Raw genomic sequence first — 24,826 nt, 5'->3', positions numbered from 1 at the left:
CTAGTGCAATCGGCATTTGCCCAATGAATACCGTCTGTTAAGCGGACCCACCGACCTTCAGCGAGGCTGCCCGGTCACGGCAATGAAACGGCGGTCGCGCCCTTCAAAGCCCTGACTGAAGCGCTGCACGAGCACAACGATCATCGCCGGTTTGCCGACAGGGGTGAATTCATAGGATTCCGACAGGCTGTAGGAGGTCGGGCAGTTCCTCGACCCGGGCACGGCCTTGTCTTCGTGCAGGGTCTTGAACGGCTTGCCGTCCTGGCCTTGCAAGGTCAGCCGGAAGCCGAGCGCCTTGCCCGGTTTGTCGCCTTGTAGCGCCTGGTCACCCTGCTGGATGTCATTGAAACTCGCTGAGCAATCGATCGCACTGTCGGCCAGGATCTCATCGAGCCGGATGGTTGAAACCTCGGTCTCGTCATAGAGCGGCGAAAGCCATTTCTGCGACGCCTGCTCAAGACGCGAAATGTCGTTGTAGCCGACGATCTCGCCGGGAAAGGTGAACTTGTCGGACGCTGTTTGCGTGCCCCGCGATGCAATGGCGTACTTCGCCAGGATCGGCGCCGCCTTGGCAGCCGCTTGCGCCCTGGCCTGTTCCAGGGTCAGTGTCGACTCCTCGGTTTCGTCGACGACGAGAATGGGCTTGCCGCCAACGAACTGATCGGTGCGGGTGTCGATGATGTCGATCTCCGAGTAGCCTGAATCCGACGCGCCGGCGTCGAGCGTTCCATACTGCTCGAAGGCGAAATAGGCGCCATCGGCCGAGAAGCCGATGATGCGCCGTGCCGCGGCATCCCCGGCGCGGGCGACACCGGCCGAGACAACGATCGCCGTACCGACCGCCAGCGTAACCAGCGGCCAGCCCGCGATCGACCACCAATGGCGCATTCGTTCGCATCCTCCCCGCCGATACGGCAGTTCACGACACCGCGCCTCCCTGGTCAAGCCAGGGAACGTCTCAGACGAAAATCAGGGAAGACAGCGCCGGAAAAAACAGCATAGGCTGTATGCAAAGACGGCAAATCGTTCCTGGGGAGGTACGGATGGCTTCACGCTATCATGAGGTCTATGAGGGTTGGAGACGCGATCCGGAAAAATTCTGGGCGGACGCGGCCAGCGCCATCGACTGGTATTCGCCATGGGACAAGGTGTTCGATGCCACCGCCGGCGTCTACGGCCGCTGGTTCACCGGCGCGACCTGCAACACCTGCTACAACGCCATCGACCGGCATGTCGCCGGCGGGCGCGCCGACCAGATCGCGCTGATCCACGACAGCGCCATCACCGGAACGGTGAAAAAATTCACCTATGCCGAGCTGAAGCGCGACGTGGTGGCGCTGACCTCGGTGCTGAAGAACCGTGGCGTCGGCAAGGGCGACCGCGTCATCATCTACATGCCGATGGTGGCGGAGGCGGCCATCGCCATGCTCGCCTGCGCCCGGATCGGCGCGGTGCATTCGGTCGTGTTCGGCGGCTTTGCCTCGCATGAATTGGCCACCCGCATCGACGACGCCAGGCCCAAGCTGATCATATCGGCCTCTTGCGGGCTGGAGCCGGGCCGCATCGTCGCCTACAAGCCGCTGCTCGACAAGGCGATCGAGATGTCCCGCCACAAGCCGGACGCCTGCCTGATCCTGCAGCGCGACCAGTTGCGTTGCGAACTGAAGGACCATTTCGATATCGACTATGCCGATGCCGTTGCCCGCGAGCGGGCGGCCGGCGCCAATGTCGACTGCGTGGAGGTGCTCGCCACCGACCCGCTCTACATCATCTACACGTCCGGCACGACCGGCCAACCCAAGGGCATCGTGCGCGACAATGGCGGCCACATGGTCGCACTGAAATGGACGATGGAAAACGAGTTCGGCGTCAAGCCGGGCGAAGTGTTCTGGGCGGCATCCGATGTCGGCTGGGTCGTCGGCCATTCCTACATCGTCTACGGACCGCTGCTGCATGGCTGCACCAGCATCCTGTTCGAAGGCAAGCCGATCGGCACGCCCGATGCCGGCACCTATTGGCGGGTGATCGCGGAACACGGCGTGGTCGCGCTGTTCACCGCGCCGACCGCTTTTCGGGCGATCAAGGGCCAGGACCCCAGGGGCGAGTTCGTTGCCAAATACGACCTCTCCAAATTCCGCACGCTGTTCCTCGCCGGCGAGCGCGCCGACCCCGAAACCATCAAATGGGCGGAGCAGAAGCTCAACGTGCCGGTGGTCGACCATTGGTGGCAGACCGAGACCGGCTCGCCGATGACGATCAACCCGGCAGGCCTCGGCCTGCTGCCGGTGAAATACGGCTCGCCCGGCGTGCCGATGCCCGGCTATGACATACGCGTGCTCGACGATGCCGGCCACGAGGTGGCGCGCGGCACGCTGGGCAATGTGGTGGTCAAGCTGCCGCTGCCGGCGGGCTGCCTGCCAACGCTGTGGCACGCCGACCAGCGGTTCCGCCAAGCCTATCTCGACGAGTTCCCCGGCTTCTACAAGACGGCCGATGCCGGCATGATCGACGAGGACGGTTATCTCTATGTCATGGCCCGCACCGACGACATCATCAATGTCGCCGGCCACCGGCTGTCGACCGGCGCCATGGAAGAGGTGCTGGCCGCCCATCCCGATGTCGCCGAATGCGCTGTCGTCGGCATCGCCGACGCGATGAAGGGCCAAATTCCGCTCGGCTTCGTGGTGCTGAATGCCGGTGTCGCGCGTGATGGCGGCACCATCGAGAAGGAGGTCGTCGCGCTGGTGCGCGAGCGCATCGGCCCGGTCGCCGCCTTCAAGACCGTGGTGACGATCAAGCGCTTGCCCAAGACGCGGTCGGGCAAGATCCTGCGCGGCACCATGCAGAAGATCGCCGACAAGGAGGAATGGACCATGCCGGCGACCATCGACGACCCGGTCATCCTCGACGAGATCGCCGCCGCCATGAAGGAGCGCGGGATCGGGGTCTGAGGCCGCCGGCCGGGAGCGATCCCGCGCAGCCTTGCTTGCCAACAAGCCTATGCCGAATCGGCAAGCAATACTTTTATTGTGCAATGCAGCAACCCTCCCTACAGTGGCAAATGGGGGGCCATCCGGCGGTTCGGTATGGCTCAGCAGAAAATTACATTTGGCGGCGTCGACATCCTGCGGTTTCTCGCCGCCGTGCTGGTCATGGTCTACCACTATGGCTTCTGGGTGTGGGCTTATCCCGACGGCATCTCGGCGCAGGCCACGGGCGGCGTTCCCCAGCAGCCGGCAATAGGCGCCTGGGTCGAGTCCGGCTGGGTCGGCGTCGAGATATTCTTCGTCATCAGCGGCTTCGTCATCGCCTTCAGCGCGGAGAATTCGACGCCGCTGCGGTTCTTCGAGGCAAGGGTGAAAAGGCTGGCGCCGGCGGTCTGGATCTGCGCGCCGGTCACCGCCGTGCTGCTGCTCGCCATCGGCCTGAGCTGGCCAACCGATGCGGTGGTCAGGCTGGTCCGCACCGGCCTGTTCGCGCCCTATGGCCCGTGGGTGGACAGCGTCTACTGGACGCTCGGCATCGAGATCGCCTTCTATGCCATCGTCTGGGTGCTGCTGCGGCTCGGCCGCTTCCACCTTATGGAGGCGGTCGCCATCGCCATCGGCCTAGTCAGCACGCTGTTCTGGTGCCTCTATTACCCGCTCGGCTGGTCCGACTTCGCCGAAACGCGCTGGCTGCAGCTCGTCCTGGTGCATCATGGCTGCTTCTTCGCTGTCGGCGTGCTGCTCTGGCTGATGCGGTTCAAGGCGCTGACGCCGTCGCGCCTTGGCTTCTGCCTGCTGTTCCTTGGTGGCGGCGTGCTGCAGATCGCCAGTTCGGTCGACGTTCACAGCATCAAGGTCGGGGCCGTGATGCCCTATGCGCCACCGATCCTGATCTTCCTCGTCGCCATCGCCCTGATGGCGCTGTCGCTGCGGCTTCAGCTCTCCTGGAGCGGCTGGCGCCGCATCGGCCTGATGACCTACCCGCTCTATCTGATCCACGACGTCATCGGCGCGGCGATGCTTGGCGCCATGGTGCGCGCCGGGCTGCCCTATCTCCTGTCGATGGCGGCGGTCGCCGCGACCATGATCGCGGCAAGCTGGCTGGTGGCGACCGAGGCGGAGCCGCGTGTCCGACTGCTGCTCGACCACACCGTTTTCCGCTACCGGCTGAAGGCTGCGTAGGCGCGGACCGGTACGAGGGCTGAGCATAATGCTTGGCCCTGCCGCCACTGCTCAAGAAATCAATGATGGCGTCGGGTAGCGTCACTGGCAAAGCTTCGAATCCAAACGCAGCTTTGCGCTCACGCTCGCCGGCGCCCAGCATCGCTTCCGCCACGGACCGACGCACCCGCCGACGGCAGAACGCTATAAATTGATCGTCAACCCAGAATGGGATGAGCGCGCGGCTCTCCAGAAAGCCTTTGAAAAGGGCCAGCAATCCGTCCGCGAAGGATCGCACCGGTCAGGGTTTTGAGGTCGAGATGGAAACCATCTTCGATTGATTGAAGGCGACGAGCTACCGTCGCGCCTCCCGCACGCTCCATCAACTTGCCGCCGACGAGTTCCTTCGCTTGTCCACCCAAACGTTCCTGGCATACTCGATGCTCGGCGAACATGCTGGCCAAGCAATGGCCTACCTCAGACCCGCGCCTTGCTGCGCACTTCCGACTTGTCGAGATAGTAGGCCGAGTACTTGTCGAAGAATTTTTCCGACGCCCCGAACGATCCGTATTTGGCCAGCTTCTTCAGGTCGACCTTGTTCAGCACCGCGCCGACGATCTTGTTGGCGACATAGGGTTCGGATTCCAGCATCGACCGCACCATGGCGCGCGGCGTGCGGCCCCATTCGGTGACCAGCACGAAGCCATCGACAAGCGGCGCGAAGGCCTTGGCGTCGACCACCGGCCCGAGCGGGGGCAGGTCGACGACGATGTATTCGAAGGTCTCCTTGGCGTTCTCGATGAAGCGCCGCATTCCCGCCGAGGAGAGCAGCTCGCTGGTGTGCGAGAAATGCCCGCGCGATACGGCCGGGATGATCGCCAGCTTGGTCTGCCGATCGATCTTGCCGACGGACTGCCAGGTCTGGCCGTTCACCACCGCTTCCATCAAGCCTTGCTCGGCCTCCATGCCGAGGCTGCGGCTGAGGCCCGGATTGCGCAGGTCGCCGTCGACCAGCAATGTCTTGGAGCCATTGGCGGCAAGCAGCCCGGCGAGATTGGCCGCAACTGTCGACTTGCCTTCGCCGGGAAGCACCGAGATGACGCCGATGACGCGGCTGCCTTGCCCTTCCATCACGACATCGAAGGCGATCTTGGCGCTGCGCAGCGTTTCGGAGAACATCGATGCCGGAGCGTCGATGCTCACCCGCATGCGCGCGCGCCTTTCGATGGCGGCCGGCGATCTGGCGACCTTGGCATCCAATTGACCGTCGACCGCCTTGTCCTCCTTGGTGACGGCCTTGCTGCCGATGGTCGGCAGGTAGCCGAGGAACTTGAGGCCGACGCGGTCGCGCACTTCCTCGCCGGTCCGGAAGAACCGCTCGTTGAATTCGTTGAGACCGCCGAAACCGGCGCCCATCAGCATGCCGAGCACGAGCGAAAGTCCAAGCACGATGATGGTGCGCGGGCTCGAGGCGGAGAGCGGCGTCGACGCGTCCGAGATGATGCGGATCTTGCCGACCGGGAAGGATTGCTGCTGCGCGGCTTCCTCGTAACGGCCAAGAAAGGTCTGATAGAGCGTCGAGAGCGCCGTCGCCTTCTGGTCGAGGTCGCGCAGTTTGACCTGCGACTGGTTGTCGATGGAACTCTTGCCCTGTGCTGCCGCGACATTGGCCCTGAGCGCGGTCTCGCGCGCCTGCGCAACCTCATATTCGTTGCGATAGTTTTGGGTCAGCTGTTTCAGCTCGCCGAAGATCTGCGCCGAAATGTCGGCCTTTTCCTTGGCGAGCGCCACCGCTTGCGGGTGCTGGGCGCCGAAATTCGCCTCGACATCCTGCTGCCGCTTGGAGACCGCGAGATAGCGGGTCTTGAGTGCCGAGATGAGCGCACCGCTTGGCTGGTCGGACGATATGGCGGCATCCTTGAAGGCGTTTTCGGAGCCGCTGTCGACGATCGACTTGTACTGCTGATAGCGGGCGCTGGCGCGCGCCGTGTCGGCCTGGGCCACGATGAGCTGGGCGTTGAGGTCGGCGAGTTGCTTGTCGCTCATCAACTGGCCATCGCTGTTGGCCGACAGGCCGTGCTCGGCCCTGAATTTTTCGACCGCGAGCGATGCCTGTTGCGAACTTTCGCGCAGTTCCGTCAGCCGGCCCTGCAGCCAAACCGCCGCGCGCTCGGTGGCGTCGAAGCTGGCATCGAGCTGATCGGCAAGATAGGCGTCGGCATAGGCCTTGGTGATCGCGGTCGCCAGTCCGGGATCCGTCGCCTGGTAGCCAAGCGCGATGACGTAGCTTCGCCCGACACGGTCCGCCTGGATTTCATTCTGCAGCTTGAGGATCGCATAGTCGCGCCGCGACGTGGCAATCAGCGCATCGCGAGCGGCGGGGGAGAGCTGGCTGACGTCGCCGACGCCCGGCATGACCGGGCTAGGGCGGACATACTGGATCAGCCCGCGGATGAGGCCGACGCCCTGGGCAAGCGCCGACTGGGGCGGGTTCATGAACGCATCGTTCTGGTCCAGCTTGAGCTTGTCGACGACCACCGCGGCAAGCCGTGTCGAGGTCAGGATCTCGATCTGGCTCAGAATGGCGCTATCGGTCTGCATGGTTGTGGACGCCGCCGAAATGTCATCGACGATCTTGTTCAGACCCTCGTCGATCAGCACGCTGGCGACCGACACATATTTGGGCGGCGTGGTCTGGATATAGAGCAAGCCCAAAAAAAGGCCGATGACGGCACACACGGCGACCACCTTGGCCTGCCGTGCGGCCATGCCAAGCAGCCGCTCGATGTCGATGAAGTCTTCGCCGTCTCCTGCATCCGAATTCGGCAATGGCATCCTCTTGTCGAGAGGAAAGTTGGCATAATTCATCGTCGGTCCAATTCCAGAGCCTGTTCCATCCCGATCGTTGGGCTGGGCTCTATCTCTCTGTTTGAGCATGATCTTTTCCGAAAACCGGAACCCACATTCCGGGATCATGCCTTGGCTGTCAGGCGCCTCGAAGATCGGAAGCATCGCCTACAGGCAACGCAAGCTTCATGCCAGACGGCGGGACCTGTCGGCCCTCGCCGCCGGACATCCGGCAATACTCCCGAAAGATGGGCATTATGCGGCTTCTTCCTGACGTTCATGCGACTGGACGAACTCCTGAAGCATCTCGAAGACCGGGCCCTTCATGTCGTCTCGCGCCAGAGCGAAGGCGATGTTGGCCTGGATGAAGCCTTCCTTGGAACCGCAATCGAACATGCGGCCGAGGAAAGGCTGGGCGAAGAACGGCTGATCCTTCGACAGCCGGACCATGGCGTCCGTCAGCTGGATCTCGTTGCCGGCGCCGCGCTGCTGATTGCCCAGAAGCGCGAAGATCTCGGGCTGCAGGATGTAGCGGCCGTTGATGTAGAAGTTCGACGGTGCATTGGCCGGTGCAGGCTTTTCAACCATGGCCGAGACCTCGAAACCGCCGCCGACGTCGGCACCGCGGCCGACGATGCCATATTTGTTGGTCTCGCTCGGATCGCAGCGCTCGACGGCGATGACGTTGCCGCCGGTGCGCTCATAAAGGTCGACCGTTTCGGCGAGACATCCGCGGCGACCGAAGGAAACCATGTCGGGCAAAAGCAGGGCGAAGGGCTCGTTGCCGATGACCTCGCGTGCGCACCAGACGGCATGGCCGAGGCCTTGCGGCGACTGCTGGCGGATGAAGGAGGTGGCGCCGGCCACGGGAAGCATGCTTTCGAGCGCCTCCAGCTGGGTCTTCTTGCCGGTCTGCTCCAGGGTTCCGATCAATTCCGGATGCAGGTCGAAATAGTCCTCGATGACCGCCTTGTTGCGGCCGGTCACGAACACGATGTGCTCGATGCCGGCCTCGAAGGCCTCGTCCACCGCATATTGCACGACGGGCCTGTCGACCACCGGCAGCATTTCCTTCGGCATCGACTTGGTCGCCGGCAGGAACCGTGTTCCAAGCCCCGCCACCGGTATCACGGCCTTCCTGATTTTCTTCATCGCAAATTCCTTCTGAGGAGATCGACTTCAGTCCATTCACAGGCCACGAGAAATCCCTTCATGTGCCTGCATCTTCACCTCCCCACCCCCACGGCAAACTGTGCCGCTACTCTTCGCAACCGCACGGCGATCGGCATGCCCATATGCCTGACCGCCGCCGGGTCGCTGAGCGCCGTCCGGATCGCCTTGAACGGGGACCGCGCCTTGATGTGCTGGACCATCGCCAGGAAGGAGGCCGCCTTGCGCAAGCTGCGGCCGCGCCGGGCGAAGGCGGCCAGGGCCGCCTCATCCATCCGATGGGTTTGAGCGAATTTGGCATCCGCCTCGCGCATCGCCTCGACATGGTGAAGCTCGAGCACACGCGAGATGGAGCCGCTGAGAATGTGGTAGGCATAGCCGATATCAGGCTCGACCACGCATCTGCCGCCCTTGGCCAGGGCGTCGGCAAACAGGATGTAATCCTCGCCGATCCTCAGTTTCTCGTCATAGCGAAGCCGGTTTTCATCCAGGAACCGGCGCTGGAAGATCGGCTTGAGGTAGCCGAGGTTGAACTTCGATTCGAAAACGACGTTGCCGGCGATATAGGTGGCCAGCGAAATCTCGCCCAGGCGCTCCAGATACTGGCGCGGGAACATTGCGTCCTCGACGACACCGTCCTCGCGGACGACCTGGAGATTGTCGACGGCGATCTGGGCATCCGCCCTCTCGGCGCGGGCAATCATGGCTGCCATGCGGCCTGGAAAGACCGCGTCGTCGGAATCCAGCACCGCGACCCACCTGCCGCGGGCGACGTCGAGCCCGGCATTCCTCGCCCCGCCGGGGCCCCTGTTTTGCGGGAGCGCGACAACGCGCACGATGTCCTGCGGATAGGCCCTTGCCACATCGAGCGTCGCGTCACGCGACTTGTCGTCGACGACGATGATTTCGACGCTGACATCCTTCTGGGCGATGGCGCTGGCGATCGCCCGGTCCAGCGTTGCCTCGGCATTGTAGGCGGCAATGATGAAGGAGACATCGGGGACGAAAGAGACATCCGGGATGGGGGAAACGTCAGGCTGCACGCTTGCCTCCTTCCCGTGGCGAGGGCTGGCCGTAGAGGCGAATCTCTCGAATGCCAACGAGACCGCTGACGACCCCGACATGCATAATGCCGCGCAGCACGCTTCGGTTCCGGCGCACCGGGCTGGCGACGACGGGAAGCGCCGCGGCGAAGCAATAAAGCGCCTTTACCGAAGCCAGGCCGATCTGTTTGACCAGGCCGATGCCACCGGCGTTGTGGCCCAGGAGATGGCCGTGCGTCTGGCCGACCCGGAAGCGCCGGCGGCCCAGCCAGTCGAACGCAGCCCTGGTTCGCGGCACCACCTCGTTTACCCAGGCGTCTGGGGAAAAAGCGATACGGCCTCCCGCCTTGTGCATCTGGTCGAAGTACTCGGTGTCCTCGCCGCCGGTCTGGCCGCGCGCCAGGCTGAAGCGACGGCCGCGCAGGCTGTCCGCTCCCACGCGCAGCAGCACGTTGCAGGTGTAGCCGGTGCGGATCTCGCCCTGGACCCAAACGGGCAAGGTGGAGTGAAAATCGCCGCGCCGCATCCAGTCCGGCGCATCCGGGCGGTAAAGCGCCCGCACCGGGCCGAGCACGGCGGCGGCACCGCTCGTTTCAGCCGTCGTGACCAGTTCCGCGAGCCAGCGGGCAGTCGCCGTCTCGTCATCGTCGATGAAGGCGAGAAAATCCGCCTCGCTGGCGTCGAGGCAAGCGTTGCGCGCGATCGAGATGTTGCGCGCCGGGCAATGACGATAGCGGACCGGCACCGCCAGTTCCCGCGCCAGCACCGTCACCAATTCCCTGGCGCTCGGCGTGTCGTCATTGTCGGCGACGATGATGCCGACATCGAAACCCCTGGGCATATCCATGGCGGCAAGCGAGCGCAGCGTGTCGGCCAGTTCCGGCCGCCGGAACGTGCACACGCCAATGTCGATGCTGCGGTTCTTGGCCTGAACAGCCATCAAGCCACCCCGCGCCGCGAGCCGAGGCCGAGAAGCTGCAGCCAGAAACCGACGGACCAGCCGAGATGCATGACCATCGCCGAGACCCCGGCCAGCGCGACATCGGCCTTGCGTTGGCGAATCGCCGCCACCAGGCCATAACCCAGGCACACCGACGCCCAGACCAGCAGCGGCACCGCCGCGATCCAGTGCACGAACGAGAAGGCCGCGAGAAGAACCACCGGGAACACCGCCAGCGGCACCATCTGCCGAACCTTCGGGATGACACGGTGCTTCAGCACGTTCTTGGCGCGGCCGCGGCCATAGCCGAGATACTGGAAATAGAGACCCTTGAGCGAGGTGCGCGGGTAGTAGACCATCTGCGTCTTCCCGCTCATCCAGATCTTGTAGCCGGCTTGCCGCAGCCGGTAGTCGAGTTCGGCGTCCTCATTGTGGCTGAACGTCTCGTCATAGCCGCCGACAGCGCCGAAGGCCGAAATCCGCATCAGCGCATGGTGGCCATGGTCGATCCACTCTCCGGCGGAGAGGTGGCGGTGCTTGGAACCGCCGGTGCCGAGTTTTGAATTTTGCGCCGCCGCCGCCGCCTTCTGCACGGGGCCGCTGCCGCTGGTCAGCATGGAAACCACCACCGAATCAGCGCCCGTGGCCAGTGCCTCCTCGACCAGCCTGTCGCAATAATCGTCGGGATAGCCGCCATGAGCGTCGATCCGGATCAGATACTGGGCACCCTCGCCGAATGTGCCGACGGCGAGATTGATCGCCGCGCTCTGTATGCGCCGCTGGTTGTGCAGCAGGATGACGCGCGCGTCCCTGGCCGCGACATCCTCGACGATGGCCAGCGTGCCATCGGTGCTGCCGCCATCGGCAACGACAATCCTGGCGCCCAGCCTTTCGGCCGCGGGCCGCAACTGGTCGAGCAGCGCACCGATATGGGCCGCCTCGTTCAGGCAGGGGATCACGATCAGGCTGGAAGGCAGCGCTTGCGTCATCGGGCGAGGTCCATCCTATGCCAGGGCTTCGGCCGCGAGGGGTTCGCGCACGATGGTCAGACGGCGCAGTTTTTCGACCAGTGCCCTGCAGTCGCTGCGATCGTAGCTCCACATCCTCGGATTTTGGGACAGCACGCGGGCTTTCAGCCTGTCGAAGCGGTGCTCCTCCATCTTGCCGAGCGCGCTTTCGAGCGCATCGGGCGTGGCTTGCGGCAAAAGGATACCGATGTCCTGCTGGCTGAGGAATCGTCCCGTTTCGGTATGGCCCATCGAAATCGGCACCGCGCCGAAGCGGCAGCCTTCATAGAGGCGGTTGGGCAGCAGCCATTCCGAATTCTGCCCCTCTTCGAAGAAATCGATCGCCCAGGAGAAATGGACGTCCTGGTAGATCGACGCCATGTCCTCCGGATTGCGGTAGGGGCCGCGAAACGACAGATACGGTTGGGCTTCGACGAAAGCATGGAAATCCGGGAATTCGGACAGCGCCGGGCGGCCGCGTAGCACGACCTCGAAGCGTCCATCCATACGGCGCGTGAAATCGGCCAGCAGTTCGAGCGAGCGGCGGCAGCGCAGCGCTCCGAACCAGCCGATTCGCCATGGCGGCGCGGCAGGCGTTTCCGCCACCTGGTGTGCGCCGGGCAAAATCGCCGCCGTCTCGAAATACTTGTTTTCGACCAGTTCGACAGGTGCGGCGACCTGGCGGAAGGGCTTGAAGTAGTTGGCGATGAAGGCCGGCGAACTGGTCACCAGCAGCTTCACGTCCCGCGCCAGATGGCGCTCCGTGGCGCGCAACGCCTTGCCCAGGACATCGTTGCGAAGCACCAGGCGATGGATGTCGAGGCATTCATAGACGATCGGGACCGTGGCACCGAAGGCCGATCTGGCACGGCCGGCAAGCGCCAGCATTTCCAGGTTGCGCGCGATGATCAGATCGGGTCTCGGCGTGCCGCTCAGCTTCGCCCGAAGAGAAACCGCCGCTTTCGCCACCGCTGCCAGGCGCTGCACGAATCGGCCGTCGCGCGTCGCGCCAAGGTCGATCGGCCGCAATCCTTCGATGTCGGCGATCGGGGTCGCGGTGCGGCGGAAACCCGCCAAAGTGACCCGGGCGCCGCCTGTCCGGAGCATCGTGATCCGTCGGCGGACCGCCGGATCGGAAACATCGTGCACCAGGTACAAGACATGCAGCATGAAAACTCGACCGCTGTTTGACCCACCCAAGGGAATGCTAGTACAGCTCTTGCTGCATCGCAACATTTTTGGCGCGGAGATGGACATTTTCTGTTGCACTGCAAAATTATTGCCGTAGTTTGGGGTTGGCGGCGGTTGTGGATTTCGGGCTCCGGAATCCGCGCAAAGATCAGGAATCCTGAATTTGGAAGCCAATCCATTCGACCCGCCAGAAGGCTCGTTGCGCAAATCGGTCGGCCGTGGCGCGGTCGTGACCGCCATGTCGCAATCGGTGCGGGTCGCGACACAGATCATATCCGTCATCGTGCTGTCGCGGCTCCTGTCGCCGCAGGATTTCGGCGTCGTGGCGATGTGCGCGCCGGTGCTGGCCTTCATCGCCCTGTTCCAGGATTTCGGCCTGACTCAGGCGACGATCCAGAAGTCGGGCATCCGGCATGAGGAGGTGAACTACCTCTTCTGGATCAACGTTGCGGTCAGCGCCATCCTGGCCTGCGTGCTCGCGGGCGCCGCACCGCTGGTCGCCGCCTTCTACGGCGAGCCGCGCGTGGCTGGCCTGGTGGCCGCCCTGGGCCTGCAGATCATGGCCTATGGGCTCGGCGCGCAGCATCTGGCGCTTCTGACGCGGCGCATGCAGTTCGGACGTCTGGCGATCATCGATGTCGCCAGCGCCGTCGCGGGTCTGGCGGTATCGATCGCCTGGACCTTCATCGACCGCTCCTACTGGGCGCTGTTTGCCGGCACGCTGACCGGCGCCGTGCTGCCGACGCTGTGCTACTGGGCAAGCTCACGCTGGCGGCCCGGCCTGCCGCGCAAGGTCGCCGGCATCGGCGAACTGATCAATTTCGGCGCCGGCATCACCGGCTTCAACTTCGCCAATTTCTTCGCCCGCAACCTCGACAACGTGCTGATCGGCAAATACTGGGGCGAGGCCCAGCTCGGCCTTTACGACCGCGCCTACAAGCTGCTTTTGTTCCCGCTCAGCCAGATCACCAATCCGCTGTCCAAGGTCATGGTGCCGGCGCTCTCCAGGCTGAAGGACGAACCCGACCGCTACCGCAGCGCCTATCTGCGCGTCATGCCGCTGATCCTTTTGGTGGCGCTGCCCGGCGTCGCCTTCGCCACCGCGATGTCGGACGTGCTGATCCCCTTCGTGCTCGGCGAGCAGTGGCGGGCGAGTGCCTCGATCTTCCTGGCGCTCGGCTTTGCCGGCCTGCTGCAGCCGCTCAACAACCCGGCGGGATGGCTCTTCGTCAGCCAGGGCCGCTCCGGCGACTTCATGCGCTGGGGCATCATCACGGCGGTGACGTCGGTGCTCGCCTTCGCGCTCGGCCTGCCCTATGGCGCGCTCGGCGTGGCTGTCGCCTATGCGGCCAGCGAGTATCTGCGCACGCCGTTCCTGTGGCTCTATGTCGGCAGGAGCGGGCCGTTGCGGGCCAGCCATGTGCTGCGCGCGGCAACGCCCTTCGTGCTCGGCGCGCATCTGGCGCTGGCGGCGGTCTGGGTGGCCAAGCCGCTGCTGCCGCAGCAGCCTGTCGTTTCCCTGGCCGGCGGCGCCATCCTCGCCTACGCCATCACCATCATCGTCGCGTTGGCGTTCGCAGCCGGTCGCGAGGCCTTGCGCGAAGCCGTGAAAATGCTGCCGGCAAGGCCGCCAGCGGCGGCACCACGCCAGGCGCAATAGTTTCGGCGCTTTCGACCGCTATCTCCATATCCACCCAAGCATCAGGTCCGATCCATGCACTACCGTTCGATCTCCGACATGAACGACGCCATCGTCAGCAACCTTCACCGGCTGCCGCGCGACATCGACCTGGTGGTCGGCGTTCCAAGAAGCGGCGTGCTGGCGGCGACGCTGGTCAGCCTTGCGGCGAACATTCCTATGACCGATCTGGATTCCTTTCTGGACGGCCGCGTCTACACGTCGGGCATCACCAAGCGCCGCGCCGCGCTCGACCGCAAGGTCTCGGACATGCGCAAGGTGCTGGTGATCGACGACAGCGTTTCCGGCGGCAATGCCATGCGCGACGCCCGCGCCCGTATTCAGGCCGCCGGCATCGAGGCGGACTACACCTTTGCCGCCGTGTTCGGCCTGCAGCCAAAGCATCAGGAGACGGATATCGTCTTGGAGGTGGTGCCGCATCCGCGCATGTTCCAGTGGAACTTCATGCACCACAAATTCCTGGCGCAATGCTGCGTCGACATAGACGGGGTGCTGTGCCTCGACCCGACCGAAGCGGAAAACGACGACGGCCCGGCCTACGAGAAATTCCTCAGCGAGGCACGGCCGCTTCATGCCCCGACCCACAGGATCGGCTGGCTGGTCACCAGCCGGCTGGAGAAGTACCGCGCGCTGACCGAGGCATGGCTGGCCAAGAACGGTATTCAGTACGACCAGTTGGTCATGCTCGATCTGCCGAGCAAGGCAGAGCGGCAACGGCTTGGCGCGCATGGCAGTTTCAAGGCCGATTTCTATCGCAAATCCGACGCCATGCTGTTCATCGAAAGCGAGCATGCGCAGGCGCTGAAGATCGCGGAGCTGTCAGGCAAGCCGGTATTGTGCGTCGAAACGCACATTGTGAGCTTTCCCGATGCGCTGTCGCTGCCGGCGCTCGGCCAGGCGGCGCGCAACCTGCCGGCGAGGCTGCGGCAGGTCAATTCGCAGGAAGGCCGCAAGGGCGTCGCCAAGGCCCTCGCCCGCGCCCTGCTTGGCGCCCGCGGCTACGAGACGCTGAAGAGCCGGGTCAAACGTCCGGCCTGACCAGCATCGCCATCTGGTGCGCGGCGGAGTGCCTTTTCAGGCGGCCTAATTTAGTCAGGCGGCTTGGAGCGCGCGCTGCTGGATCGCCTTGTCCAATATCGAAAAGAAGGTGACGAACTGGCGATCGGGATCGAGTTCCGGGCGCGCCGCGAAACTGCGCGCGAGACTGGAGACCCGCTCATATTCCTGGTTGTCGTTCCACAACCGCCTGACGGCCGCGACCCAGTCGACGAGCGGAGAGTCGTAGTCGAGCACCACGCCGCCAGGTCCGATCGCCTCAGGCAGGCCGCCGCGCCGCGAGCCGACGACCGGGATGCCGCTGCAATGGGCCTCCGAGGCGACGCGGCCCCAGGCCTCTTCCCATTTGCTGGGCGCCAGCAGGATCCGGGTGCGGCCATAGACCGTCTTCATGTCGCTGGTGCGGCTCTCCAACGTGACGTTGCCGAGCGGCGCGATCGTCTCTTCGATGCGCGCCCGATGGTCGTCGTCCAGCTTCCAGCTTTCGACGAACAGGAACGGGATTTCGGGGCAGGCGCCGGCAAGACGCACCGCAAGCTCGAAGCCCTTTTCCTCATAGGGGTTGATCAGGGTCACGAACTGGCCCGTCGTCGGCGTGCTGTAGTGCGTCGGGTTGATGGTCGGCGGGATCACCGTCGTCTCGATGCCGAACTCCCTGCGGTAGGTGCGCGCGGTGAATTCGGAATTGGCGATGTAGAGCGCGGAGCGCAATTCGCGCAGGTCGCCGCCCAGCTCGTGGAATTCGACATTGCGGAGATAGACGACCAGCGGCACCCCCTTGGCCTGCAGCGCCTTGCCGATCGGCACCGATTTGTGACACTGGACCACCGCCACATCCGGCTTCATCCGGTCGACGGCAAAGCTTGCCGCCTCCCAGGGGAACCAGGCCCGGACCACCGGGTAGCCGGGGAAGCTGTCGACGACGGCGGGCTGGCGCAAGAGCTTCATCTTGGCGCGCGCCTTGAAGCCAAAGACGCCGTCGCCGAACAGGGCGGCAAGCACCGAGGCCTCGTGCCCGTTCTCGATCAGCTGTTCAGCCAGATGATGCGTGCTCGACTGGACACCACCGCTGAATTCGGGGGTGTAGCCATTGCCGCCTGCAAAAAGGACTTTCATGGGATCGGCTCCTTGTCGCATTTCGTATTTCGTTCCGAGGCAACCGACGGCGCCTCGCATTCGACGTCATGCAAGCTTCGGTGGCTCCAGGTTCGCGAACGGATTGGTGCAGGATTGCCAGCCGGTAAACCGGATCGGATCGTCAGGCGAACTGCGCCATGCGTAGTCCGTCAGCATATGGAATTCGGCGACGACCCAGCGGTCGAAATGTGTCAGATCTTCCCGCTTCTCCTGGGGCAGCAGGCGGCGGACGGCACCCAATTTGAGCTCCTCGACCAGCGTGACCGCGTCACTGAGCTTCGAACTCGGGAATATCCACGGGTTGCGGTTGCGAAACTCCAGCGCGAACTGCTGCAGATGCTCGATGCGCATGTTCAGCCGGCCGAGGTATTTCTCGAGCGTGACACGAACCAGGTCCTCGTCGGAGAACGAGGAGACGGCGGCATAGGCGACACCTGTCGACACCACGCCCCCGGCCATGATTGCCAGCGCCGAACGTCGTGAGACTTCAATCATCTGATCGCTCCTCTCATGCGATCCGGCCCGCCGCCCGCAAGGACAGCGCCGCCGCGGTCAGGCTCGGGTTGGCGCAGGAACAGCTCGGATAGGTGCTGGTGCCGACGACAACCAGATTCCGCAGCCGGTGATGGATCATGCCGCTATCGACAACCGAATCGGCCGGGCCGGTGCCCATCCTCAATGTGCCCTGGACATGCGATTCGGTCGGCCGGATGCCGCGGTCGAAGAGCCCTTCGACGGGCAGCGGAGCAAGCAGCCCCGGCAATTTCTCCAGCGCCCGCGCCATGCCCTTGACCGCATAATCCGACGGCGCCTTGAAGCTTACGAAGGCATTGTCGTCCTCGTCGAGGGTGACGAAATTCTCGTGATCGAGCAGGTTCTCGGTGACCACGACAAGCGGCAGCGCCTGCCGCAGCCGCCCCTTTTCGGCGCGCATCCCGTGCTGCCAGCGGTTCTCGAAATAGACCAGCGCCGCGGCGTGCTCGGATCGGTGCGGTCCATCATAGAGGCCGAAATTCAGGCCGGTGGTGATGGTGCTGCCGTCGAAATTGTCGACGCCGTCGAGATAGACCTCGAAGTTCCAGCCATAGGATTCGTGCAGGCCGCGCCCGACGAATTCGTCTCCGAGGCCCGATCGCAGCATGATCGCCGCACTCTGGATGGCATTGGCGCCGAGAATGAAAAGATCGCCGCTGACCTGGTATTCCTTGCCGTCGTGAACGAAGGTGACCGAACGGACCGTGCCGCCGACATGGTCGAGCCGCCGCACTTCGGAGCCGAGGCAGACCGAAATGTCGGGATGCTCGAAGACATGCATCAGGCCGTTGTTGGCGGTGAACTTGGCGTCGACCGGGCACAGCCAGCAGCGCAGATTGGCGCAGCACGAGGTGCGTTGCGACGTCGGCACCCGGGCGCGGGCGGTGGGCATGACGAAGTGCTGGCCGGGCTGGGCCGCCTTCATCATCTTGTCCGGCGTCGACATGCGATGCGGCGGCTGCGGAAACGGCTTCGAACGCGGCAGCATCGCCGCCATGTCTGGATCGCCCGAGATCGACATGATGTCTTCGGCGTCGCAATAGAAGGGCTCGACATCATCATAGCTGATCGGCCAGTCGTTGCCGATGCCGTAGGTGCTTTTCAGCCTGAAGTCGTTGGGATGGAACCTTGGCGTCTGCGCGAACCAGCAGTTGGTCCCGCCACCCAGCCCGATGGTGTAGTTCCACGGCTTGTCCGAGTTGGTCTTGTAGGTCGTCTCGTCATCGATGTCGGTGTTGACGTTCTGGTTGAGCTGCCACTCATGGGTGTTGTGGCGGCCCCATTCCAGCACCAGGATGCGTGCCTTGCGGCGCTTGGCGAACTCATGCAGGAAGAAGGCCGAACCGAAGCCGGAACCGATCGCGACAAGATCGAAATGGTCCTTGGTGATTTGCTCCGGCTTTACGTCCAGCACCATCAGCTGTTCATCCTTTCCGCGCCCGGCGCGTTCGTCATGGCCATCCCATCCGTTTCGGGCTTGCCGGTGCCCGCTCTCACGCCGCCATTCTGCCGATCGAGTGATATTCGATGCCGTGGCGCGCGATGACCTTGGGATCATAGAGGTTGCGGCCGTCGAAGATGACCGGCGTGGTCAGTGCGTCCTTGACCGCATCGAAGGACGGCGCACGAAAGCTCTTCCATTCGGTCGCGATCAACAGCGCATCGGCGCCGCGCAGTGCCGCCTCCTTGGTGCCGCACAAAAGCAAATCATCGCGCAGCCCGTAGATGGCCTGGCATTCCTGCATCGCTTCCGGGTCGTAGGCCTGCACGCTGGCGCCGGCCTGCCACAGCGCTTCCATCAACGTGCGGGCCGGCGCCTCGCGCATGTCGTCGGTGTTGGGCTTGAAGGCCAGGCCCCACAAGGCGAAGGTCTTGCCCTTGAGATTGCCCTTGAAGTAGCGGTTCACCTTGTCGAACAGCACGGACTTTTGATCGTTGTTGCGCTCCTCGACGGCGCGCAGCAGCTTGGCGTCGAACTTGACGCCTTCGGCGGTCTTGATCAGGGCGCGGACGTCCTTGGGGAAACACGAGCCGCCATAGCCGAGGCCCGGATAGATGAAGTGGTAGCCGATGCGCGGATCGCTGCCGATGCCCTTGCGCACCTCCTCGATGTCGGCGCCCAGCTGCTCGGCCAGATTGGCCATCTCGTTCATGAAGCTGATCTTGGTCGCCAGCATGCAGTTGGCGGCGTATTTCGTGAATTCGGCGCTGCGCACGTCCATCACGATCATCTTCTCGTGGTTGCGGTTGAACGGTGCGTAGAGCTCGCGCATCACCGCCTCGGTGGCCTCGCTATTGGTGCCGACGATGATGCGGTCGGGCTTCATGCAGTCGGCGACGGCGGAGCCCTCCTTGAGGAATTCCGGGTTGGAAGCGACGTCGAACGCCAGGTCCTCGCGGCCCCTTTTCTTCAGCGTCTCGGCGATCCTGGCCTTGACCTTTTCGCAGGTGCCGACCGGCACCGTCGATTTGCCGACGACGATCTTGGGCGTCTCCATTTCACGGCCGATGGTCTCGGCGACCGCCAGCACATATTTGAGGTCGGCCGAGCCATCCTCGCCGGGCGGCGTGCCGACCGCGATCATCTGGATTTCACCATGCCTGACGGCGGCGGCGGCATCGGTGGTGAATTTGATGCGGCCGGCTGCGTGGTTTTCCTTGACGATGCTTTCGAGGCCCGGCTCGAAGATCGGGACCAGGCCCTGGTTGAGCCGCTCGACCTTGTTTGCGTCGACGTCGACGCAAACCACCTGGTGCCCGACCTCGGCAAGCACCGCCGCCTGCACCAGGCCGACATAGCCAATTCCAAACACCGTCAAATTCATTCGGTTTCATTCCTGTCCATGGCGGCGGGCTGTTTTCGATCCGGCCGGTTCAATTCGTCTTTCCCAACTCTTTTACGCTGCATACGAGCGATTCCGGAAACTGGCAGGGTTCGCCGAGCGCGGTGAAGGCAACGCGCTCGATCTGCAGCGAAAGTTTGCGGCCAGGATCCGCGAACGCGCCCATCCAGCCCTTCATGGTGTCGCTGCCCCAAAGGCTGAAGAAGATCTTCTGCGCGTGGGAGGGCAGCTTCGCCGGATCGGTGATGGTGTTCACCAGCTGGCCGTTGACGTACCAGCGCAAACTGTCCTTCTCCCAGACGAAGGCGTAGTCGTTGAAAGCCTTGTCGGTGCCGCCGGGCACCTCGACCAGCTTCTCGTTCTTGCCCTTGCCGGCGATATAGGCGTTGACCTGCACCTTGGAGGTGTCCTTGGTCAGGATCTCGAAATCGATCTCGTCCCAGGGCTGCTTGTCGGACGGGCCGATATAGGAAAAGAAAGCCGCGTTGAGGCCGGGACCGGCGTCGGTCTTCATGCGCGCCTCATAGGTGCCATAGCCGAAGCGCTGCTTGGTCTGGATCTCGCCGCAGGCGAATTCGCGATCCTTGGTCTTCTGCTTCTCGAAGCCCAGCGACAGCGTTCCCTCCGCCAGGCTGACCTGTCCCTTCGACCAGGTGCAATTCTGATGGCTGCCGTTCGTCCAGCCGTCGGACACGTACCAGCGCGAGCGATCTAAACTCTTGAAATCGTCGACGAACGACGGCGAGGACTGGATGTCCTGCGCGCGGGAAGGAACTGTCGACAAGCTGCCAAGAGCGACCAGCAGCAAAGAAGCACCGAGCCAAGCCAATCGCCCCCAGCCGCCTTGCCCTGCCCGATGCGCACCAATTGCCGCCTTGGACGTAGTCTTCGGATCCGAATTCATACCAAACTCACCTTTGTGCTGTGCGTCCCCAACCCAAAGTCGACGTTCGAACCACTTCCAAACGGGCCAACCTCGGCCTTCTTGACCCTCTCCAACTCCTTTAGCCGTCTCGAATCACATCTTCCGCAACAGTCCCGCACCTTCACCTTCACCCTCGGCCGGCGCCCGCCGGCTTGGTGAATTCGACCATGGCGGCCGGATCGGGCGCGCCATTTTCGTCGAAAACCATATCCAGCGCATGGCGGAGATCCTTCATCATGCCGTCCTGGCGCGACAGCGCCGCGATGCGGCGCTCGCAATTCAGGATCGACGTCGTCAGCGCGCTGACTTCGGAGGAGCGACGATCGGAAGCGGGATCGTTTTCCATGGCTTCGACAAGGAAGGCCGCATTGGTCGATGTCTTGCGATAGCGGATCTCCAGGCCGGTCCTCTCGGCCTCGATCTCGGCGGCGATCTGCTCGAACAGTTTCGCCAGACGATCGAGACGCGCGATGTCGGTCTGCCGGTCTCGGGCCGGATCCCTTGATCTGAAGCCGAATATCGAGGCCATGAACTAAATTCCTGTCATCGCCGGCTTTCGGGTCGGGCTCTTGGCCGATCCCCGCGCCGGGGCTGAAAAAAACTCGTACCGTATCGTCCTGCTCCTCTGAGGGGAGAGACTTCAGACCAATCCGATCGGGGGCCAATTCGGCTGGTCGTCCAATTTGCTGCAGCGCAACATAGACTGCCATCCCCGGAGCCGCGAGGCAACCACCCAATTCGTAAACTCATAAATCCGAAGGAAATGGTTCGCGTGACGAGACCGCTGTCCATGGATAATCCGGACATTCCCGCGCCTTACCGCGCCTTGCCCGTGCTGGTTCCGGCCATCAGGAAACGCAGCGGCGGCATATGCCTTTGGCCGGACATGAGGCCGACGCGGCGAAACAGCGCCTCGAGCTTGTCGGACGCCACGCCCTGGACGATGGGAACGAGGTTGGATTGACTCGCAAAGGCATAGGCCGCGGCCGAAGCCAGTCCCCGCTCGGCCTTCACGTCGAGGAAATTGCGCAGCCGGTATTTGTCGCGCACGTGCCGCTCATGCCGCCGCAGCACCGCTTTGGCGCCTTCCGGCAGGCTGTCGATAGCCAGCAACGCCAGATCGGCGTCGGCCAGCCGCTTCAGATCCTGCGTCTTGTGGCGGCCGCTGAGCGAATCGGCGCGCACGATGGCGCCGTAGCCGCAGGAGCGGATGACCTTGAACCGTGCGCCGTGAGCGACCGCGCGCGCGTAGAGCTCGTAGTCCTCGCCCAGGCGCAGGGTTTCGTCATAGCGCAACCCGTGGCGGTCGAGGAAGGCACGGCTGATCACCGGCTTGAGGAAGCCCAGTTCACCTCTTTGAACGCGGCGTCTGGAGATGTTGCCCTCGACGAAGCGCTCGAAATCGAGGAATTCCGGCTCCGCCGCGAAATCCGGCGCGACAATTGTCGTCGCATCCTTCGTCGCGTCATCCCTGATCAGCATGATGTTGTCGGCCGCGAAATCCCAGTCGGCGTCGGCAAACAGGTTGCGGAACCTGCCCTCCAGGAAGAAGTCGTCGGCGTCCAGAATGGCGATGAACGGCGCTTTCGAGCCGGCGATCGCGGCGTTGCGGGCAAAGGAAGGGCCCCTATTGACGTCGAGGCGCATCACCATGAGCCGGCCGCTGCCGTCGTCGGCGGACACGGCGACCTCGGCCGTGTTGTCGGTGGAGCCGTCGTCGACGACGACGACCTCCACCACTTCCGGTTCGCGCAACGCGGACGCGATGGCGACCGCGATCGTGCGTGCCGCGTTTTTGGCCGCGATGATCACGCAGACCTCGGATTTCGTCATCGACATGGGTTTAGCCTCTTGCACAGGTTCCGATCTGCCCTCGCCCTGTACGCATTCGATTTCCGACAGCACCACCATCACGGACTGGCCGGCCGTTCGAAGATGCGGCGACTGATGTCCGCCGACGCCGCCCAGCCGGCCTCGGCCAGGTAGCGGACGGGAGCACGGCCGCATAATTCCCACAACACCGTTCGCCGTTGCGGCCATCGCAGCGACGACAGCCAAGGCGCGATGACCATGCTGAGCAGATCCTCATTGCCGATGCGCGACAGGATCGGCTTGGCGCGCTCCGACAAAAGCGTGCCGGTGCCGCCCAGCAGAACGTCGGCGGCGCGCAGGCCGAGCAGCAGCGTATCGTCCAGCCCCTGCCTCACCGCCGCGTCGAGCAGACGCTGCTGATCGGCCTCGTCGAGACGATTGGCGCTGGCCCTGATATCGCAGACATAGCCGGCGCAGGGTTCGCGGTTGAACAGGGCCTTGGCGACGCTGATGCAGGACAGCATCAGCGTGTCGGCGACCGATGTGAACGGCACCTCAGCGCCGCCAATCTCGACCAGCCGTTTGCGCCGCAGGAACCCGTCGGCATCGCGTGGACTGGGCGAACCGGGCTGCTGCACGCGATAGTGAAGGTCGACCGTGGACGATTTTGGCCCGTTGCCGCGAATCATGTGCTGTTCGCCGAGGAAACGCACCCACCAGACCGAGCGGGACTTGCCCGACACCTCGTAGCCGATCGAGCGCAGTGCGTCGCGCGCCCTAAAAAAGCCGGCGGGAGAAACCAGGATGTCGACATCGCCCGAAGGCTTCATGAAATGGTCGTCGTAGAGCAGATGCTGCTGGAACGGCCCCTTCAGAAAGACGAAATCGATCTGCCTGTCGCGCAGCGCCTCATGGATCGTCATCGAGTCCATCAGGCAGGCGGCGTTCATCGAGACCGTGCGCCTGCGATAGGTGTCGAGCCACTGGAAGAGCTCAGCCGGCCTTTCGCCGGCCGGCGCACGCGACAGCGCCTTCAGGACAAAGATGGCAACCTTGTTCAGCCTAGCGATGTCGGCGACGACGGCATCTGAAAGACCGGGCGTCGAGACTTTGCCGGCGGCCGGCCTCGCGAAATACAACCGCAGGCAGGCCTGCACATAGGCGACCTCGTCGGCGCAATCGGCGGCGCGCAGTCGTTCATAAGAGCTTTCCGGCAAGGCCATTGAGCGCACAGTCTCCAAAAAGCGGTTCGCGCGATAGGTATGCTGCAGGTGCGAAGCAAAGCATCCTCAAAAACCTCGGCGCCGTAAAGTCTTTCCTTTCGCAGTGCGGAATTTTGCAACCAGAACGTTTACCGGCGTTCCGCGAAAGTGGTGGAAATACCCGGTTGGAATTCCGCTCATGCCGAAGCATTCCAGCCGACATCAACCTGGATCGGCTAAATTAAGTTCATCTTTTAGCGCCGCCTAAAAAAGCAGCGGCAGCGTAGATGTTTTATACAAGCAAAATCAATTGCTTAAAGAATCGTCAGCGACAAGACCAGACCGCACTTGATTTTACCCCGAATGCGGCGAGATTTTGAGCATCCCACACATACATGGTGACATCCGCAACCCGTAATTGATTAACCAGAGGTAAATCAGGCTTGACTCATAAATGTTGCTATGCAGCTATTGCATCGCAGCATGCAAGTGCTGACGGCACTCGACAGGCCGTTTCCAGTCCTCATTGGAGAGTAAAATGGAACAGAATGTTGAAAAGCATGAGTATGAAACGCCAAGCTTGACGGTGCATGGTTCGATTGAAACCATCACTCAGGGCGGCGGGGGCAGCACGGCGATCGACGCATCGTTTCCCGCGCACACCCCGATCGGCGACCTGACGTTCTCGTGAGACTAGCCTGATCCTGGAGGAGTTACGTTGGGCCTCTGGGATTCGAGCCCATAAATGGAGCCGGGGATGAAAATCCCCGACTTTCCGCTTTTGAAGCCTTTCCGCTTTTGAAGCGACGATGTGTAGACCGTGTGTTGCAAACGAGGTTTTAGGATGAACTGGAACCCATCAGACCACGATTGCATAAGTGCCACCAAAGATGCCGTGGCTTGCGAATTCGGCGACGGCCTCGCGCTTCTCAATCTGAAATCCAATATTTATTACAGCCTCAACGGCGTCGGCGCGTTCATCTGGGAGTTGATCCAGGAGCCGAAGTCGATCGCCGATATCCGTAGCGCCGTGCTTGCGTCCTATAATGTCGACGCCGAGCGCTGCAAGGCCGACGTCGACGCATTGCTGAAGGGGCTGGCCGAAAACGGGCTTGCGAGGCTGCAGCATGAGGCACTTGTCTAGGCAGGTTTCGCAAAAGGCCATGGTTTCGCGGCAAAGACCTGCGACGGAAAAGAGCCCCAGGCAGGCGAAAAGTCGGCCAGGCCGGCGGAGCCTAGCCAGAATTCTCTCACTGAGCGGCTCGGAAGCGC

The 24,826-nt window shown here is 63.3% G+C and carries 22 protein-coding genes; 6 read left to right on the top strand and 16 right to left on the bottom strand.

Features of this window, described 5'->3' with window-relative positions:
• Positions 1-57: 57 nt before the first annotated feature.
• Positions 58-888, bottom strand: a complete 831-nt coding sequence (locus X743_RS146870) for a DUF2259 domain-containing protein (protein ID WP_023767529.1) — start codon at positions 886-888, stop codon at positions 58-60.
• A 155-nt stretch (positions 889-1,043) separates the two neighbouring features.
• On the opposite strand from X743_RS146870, the gene X743_RS146875 reads away from it, so the two are divergent.
• Entirely contained in the window at positions 1,044-2,951 is a 1,908-nt protein-coding gene (locus X743_RS146875) for a propionyl-CoA synthetase (RefSeq protein ID WP_023767528.1), read from the top strand.
• 135 nt (positions 2,952-3,086) lie between these two features.
• The gene (locus X743_RS146880) at positions 3,087-4,169 is read left to right on the top strand and encodes an acyltransferase (RefSeq protein ID WP_023767527.1); all 1,083 of its coding nucleotides are present in this window, start codon (positions 3,087-3,089) and stop codon (positions 4,167-4,169) included.
• A gap of 197 nt (positions 4,170-4,366) precedes the next feature.
• On the opposite strand, the gene X743_RS1000000172290 is transcribed toward X743_RS146880, so the two are convergent.
• The 7 genes from X743_RS1000000172290 to X743_RS146910 form a co-directional block, all read right to left on the bottom strand.
• Positions 4,367-4,612, bottom strand: a complete 246-nt coding sequence (locus tag X743_RS1000000172290) for a hypothetical protein (RefSeq protein WP_156934482.1) — start codon at positions 4,610-4,612, stop codon at positions 4,367-4,369.
• Positions 4,613-4,625: 13 nt separating this feature from the next.
• The gene (locus tag X743_RS146885; RefSeq protein WP_023767525.1) at positions 4,626-7,016 is read right to left on the bottom strand and encodes a polysaccharide biosynthesis tyrosine autokinase; all 2,391 of its coding nucleotides are present in this window, start codon (positions 7,014-7,016) and stop codon (positions 4,626-4,628) included.
• Positions 7,017-7,250: 234 nt separating this feature from the next.
• On the bottom strand, positions 7,251-8,147 hold the full coding sequence (locus X743_RS146890; RefSeq protein WP_023767523.1) for a UTP--glucose-1-phosphate uridylyltransferase: 897 nt from the start codon (positions 8,145-8,147) through the stop codon (positions 7,251-7,253).
• Positions 8,148-8,221: 74 nt separating this feature from the next.
• Positions 8,222-9,208 carry a glycosyltransferase family 2 protein gene (locus tag X743_RS146895; RefSeq protein ID WP_023767522.1) on the bottom strand — a complete coding sequence of 329 codons (987 nt, stop codon included), beginning with the start codon at positions 9,206-9,208 and terminating at the stop codon, positions 8,222-8,224.
• A complete protein-coding gene (locus X743_RS146900; protein ID WP_023767521.1) occupies positions 9,198-10,148 on the bottom strand; it encodes a glycosyltransferase family 2 protein in 951 nt (316 codons plus the stop codon). Before X743_RS146900 ends, X743_RS146895 begins: the two co-directional genes overlap by 11 nt.
• Positions 10,148-11,137 carry a glycosyltransferase family 2 protein gene (locus tag X743_RS146905; protein WP_023767520.1) on the bottom strand — a complete coding sequence of 330 codons (990 nt, stop codon included), beginning with the start codon at positions 11,135-11,137 and terminating at the stop codon, positions 10,148-10,150. Before X743_RS146905 ends, X743_RS146900 begins: the two co-directional genes overlap by 1 nt.
• A 15-nt stretch (positions 11,138-11,152) precedes the next feature.
• Positions 11,153-12,325: a glycosyl transferase family 1 gene (locus X743_RS146910; RefSeq protein ID WP_023767519.1), complete on the bottom strand. Its 1,173-nt coding sequence runs from the start codon at positions 12,323-12,325 to the stop codon at positions 11,153-11,155.
• A 184-nt stretch (positions 12,326-12,509) separates the two neighbouring features.
• Between X743_RS146910 and X743_RS146915 the strand changes: the two genes are divergently transcribed.
• Both X743_RS146915 and X743_RS146920 read left to right on the top strand, forming a co-directional pair.
• The gene (locus X743_RS146915; protein WP_023767518.1) at positions 12,510-14,006 is read left to right on the top strand and encodes a lipopolysaccharide biosynthesis protein; all 1,497 of its coding nucleotides are present in this window, start codon (positions 12,510-12,512) and stop codon (positions 14,004-14,006) included.
• Between the two features lie 54 nt (positions 14,007-14,060).
• Positions 14,061-15,083, top strand: a complete 1,023-nt coding sequence (locus tag X743_RS146920) for a phosphoribosyltransferase family protein (RefSeq protein ID WP_023767517.1) — start codon at positions 14,061-14,063, stop codon at positions 15,081-15,083.
• Positions 15,084-15,137: 54 nt separating this feature from the next.
• Here X743_RS146920 and X743_RS146925 read toward each other — a convergent pair whose 3' ends face one another.
• The 8 genes from X743_RS146925 to X743_RS146960 form a co-directional block, all read right to left on the bottom strand.
• Positions 15,138-16,217: a glycosyltransferase gene (locus X743_RS146925; RefSeq protein ID WP_023767516.1), complete on the bottom strand. Its 1,080-nt coding sequence runs from the start codon at positions 16,215-16,217 to the stop codon at positions 15,138-15,140.
• Positions 16,218-16,283: 66 nt separating this feature from the next.
• Complete coding sequence (locus tag X743_RS146930) at positions 16,284-16,733, bottom strand: hypothetical protein (protein WP_023767515.1); 450 nt, start codon at positions 16,731-16,733, stop codon at positions 16,284-16,286.
• Between the two features lie 13 nt (positions 16,734-16,746).
• Positions 16,747-18,189 carry a GMC family oxidoreductase gene (locus X743_RS146935; protein ID WP_023767514.1) on the bottom strand — a complete coding sequence of 481 codons (1,443 nt, stop codon included), beginning with the start codon at positions 18,187-18,189 and terminating at the stop codon, positions 16,747-16,749.
• Positions 18,190-18,265: 76 nt separating this feature from the next.
• Positions 18,266-19,597: a UDP-glucose/GDP-mannose dehydrogenase family protein gene (locus X743_RS146940; RefSeq protein ID WP_023767513.1), complete on the bottom strand. Its 1,332-nt coding sequence runs from the start codon at positions 19,595-19,597 to the stop codon at positions 18,266-18,268.
• 49 nt (positions 19,598-19,646) lie between these two features.
• On the bottom strand, positions 19,647-20,519 hold the full coding sequence (locus X743_RS146945; protein WP_023767512.1) for a family 16 glycosylhydrolase: 873 nt from the start codon (positions 20,517-20,519) through the stop codon (positions 19,647-19,649).
• 148 nt (positions 20,520-20,667) lie between these two features.
• Positions 20,668-21,069, bottom strand: coding sequence for a hypothetical protein (locus X743_RS146950; RefSeq protein WP_023767511.1), 402 nt, complete (start codon positions 21,067-21,069; stop codon positions 20,668-20,670).
• A gap of 287 nt (positions 21,070-21,356) precedes the next feature.
• The gene (locus tag X743_RS146955) at positions 21,357-22,379 is read right to left on the bottom strand and encodes a glycosyltransferase family 2 protein (protein ID WP_023767510.1); all 1,023 of its coding nucleotides are present in this window, start codon (positions 22,377-22,379) and stop codon (positions 21,357-21,359) included.
• Between the two features lie 71 nt (positions 22,380-22,450).
• Positions 22,451-23,575: a nucleotidyltransferase family protein gene (locus X743_RS146960; protein WP_023767509.1), complete on the bottom strand. Its 1,125-nt coding sequence runs from the start codon at positions 23,573-23,575 to the stop codon at positions 22,451-22,453.
• A gap of 517 nt (positions 23,576-24,092) precedes the next feature.
• Between X743_RS146960 and X743_RS1000000171060 the strand changes: the two genes are divergently transcribed.
• Entirely contained in the window at positions 24,093-24,245 is a 153-nt protein-coding gene (locus tag X743_RS1000000171060) for a lasso peptide (RefSeq protein WP_010913078.1), read from the top strand.
• A 153-nt stretch (positions 24,246-24,398) separates the two neighbouring features.
• Complete coding sequence (locus tag X743_RS146965; RefSeq protein WP_023767508.1) at positions 24,399-24,698, top strand: PqqD family protein; 300 nt, start codon at positions 24,399-24,401, stop codon at positions 24,696-24,698.
• Positions 24,699-24,826 lie beyond the last annotated feature (128 nt).

Origin of the sequence: Mesorhizobium sp. LNHC232B00 (assembly GCF_000502435.1) — a bacterium.
Taxonomy (GTDB): Bacteria; Pseudomonadota; Alphaproteobacteria; order Rhizobiales; family Rhizobiaceae; genus Mesorhizobium; species Mesorhizobium opportunistum.
Note: the sequence above shows the minus strand (reverse complement) of the source record. Positions and strands in the feature narration are given on the sequence as shown.